The organism is Streptacidiphilus neutrinimicus, from assembly GCF_000787815.1.
Classification (GTDB): domain Bacteria; phylum Actinomycetota; class Actinomycetes; order Streptomycetales; family Streptomycetaceae; genus Streptacidiphilus; species Streptacidiphilus neutrinimicus.
The window spans coordinates 1-1149 of the sequence record NZ_BBPO01000116.1; the positions used below are offsets into that span (position 1 = coordinate 1).

A 1149-nucleotide genomic window follows, 5' to 3' on the forward strand; every position below is an offset into this window, starting at 1 on the left:
TCCGCCCCTCCCCCGTCGCGACGGTCACCGTCGATCGACCGACGCCCGGCCCTGCGGCCGTCGGGCTCTGCCCCGGGAAGCCGAGCAGTGAGGTGGCCCATCAGTCCAGCGGCTACGGCCGGGCGCGGCAGACCACCGTGCGGCGGTCACCGCCTGGGGCGTCGCTCAGGACCAGGACAGCCCCACCGCCAGGACGTACGCGGTGACGAGCGCGAGCAGCCGGGCCAGACGCGTCAGCCCGCGTTGGTCGGCAAGGACCGCGATCAGCGCGGTGGAGAACACAGCGACCAGGATCAGACCGCCAGCCACGCAGTCAGGCCAGCAGGGGCCCCCACTGCGTGGGATGCCGACGTCGCGGTGCGTCCCAGAACCGCGCAGGTCCCTGCGGTCAGCACCGCCCACAGGACCCGCGCGCTCCACTTCGCGGTCGGGTCGGTGCTGTCGAATCCACGGTGTAACCGGCTCCACAGCCGGAGCGGGTAGCCATGCAGCCAGGAAGTCACCGGCCCAGTGTGCCGAGCCACCCTGTCCACGTGCACCGGATCGTCGCAAGAATGCAGATCTTCGGTGCGGGCCCCGGGTCTGGGGTAGAACGGACGGGCTGACCCGCCAGACTCCGTCGCGGCCACGCGCCCCCGACCAGTTAAACCCTCGGGAGTTCGCCGTGACGTCTGGTCGCGCGTGTGCCAGGGCCAGGTCGCCGGACGTCATGCCTCCAGGATGGCCGCCGCAAAGGTAGGAGGCGGGCCAATTCCGTTACCCGGGACGGGAGGCCGGTCCGGTGCCGTCGCCGGCCGAGCCGGTCAGCAAGTTCACGCAGAAGCACGCTCTTGCGACCAGGTACGCGAGCCCGGAAACGACGCCCCAGGCCGCGGTCGCGGCGGTCAGGGCGATCCAGGCGGAGGTGCAGGGCAGGAGCTGCCAGCCGGTGAGGGCGAAGGCGAGCAGGCCGAGTGTGCCGAAGACGGCGCCGCGGGCGTCGTCGCGGGTCGGCGCCCCCGGTCCGTGCAGGGAGGGATGCCTGCGAACCGGGCGTGATGAGATGAGCTCCCCGTGGTGTGCCCTGCGCGACGAGGGCCGGACGGCCCGAGCGCCCTCGCGCCCAGGCGGCTCAGAATGGACTCATAGCGGTGCCCGAGGGGCATCGGC

1 protein-coding gene is annotated in these 1149 nt (G+C 72.5%); it reads right to left on the reverse strand.

The window, feature by feature from the left end:
- Window positions 1-165: 165 nt before the first annotated feature.
- Window positions 166-309, reverse strand: coding sequence for a hypothetical protein (locus tag TR48_RS43950; protein ID WP_161789970.1), 144 nt, complete (start codon window positions 307-309; stop codon window positions 166-168).
- Window positions 310-1149 lie beyond the last annotated feature (840 nt).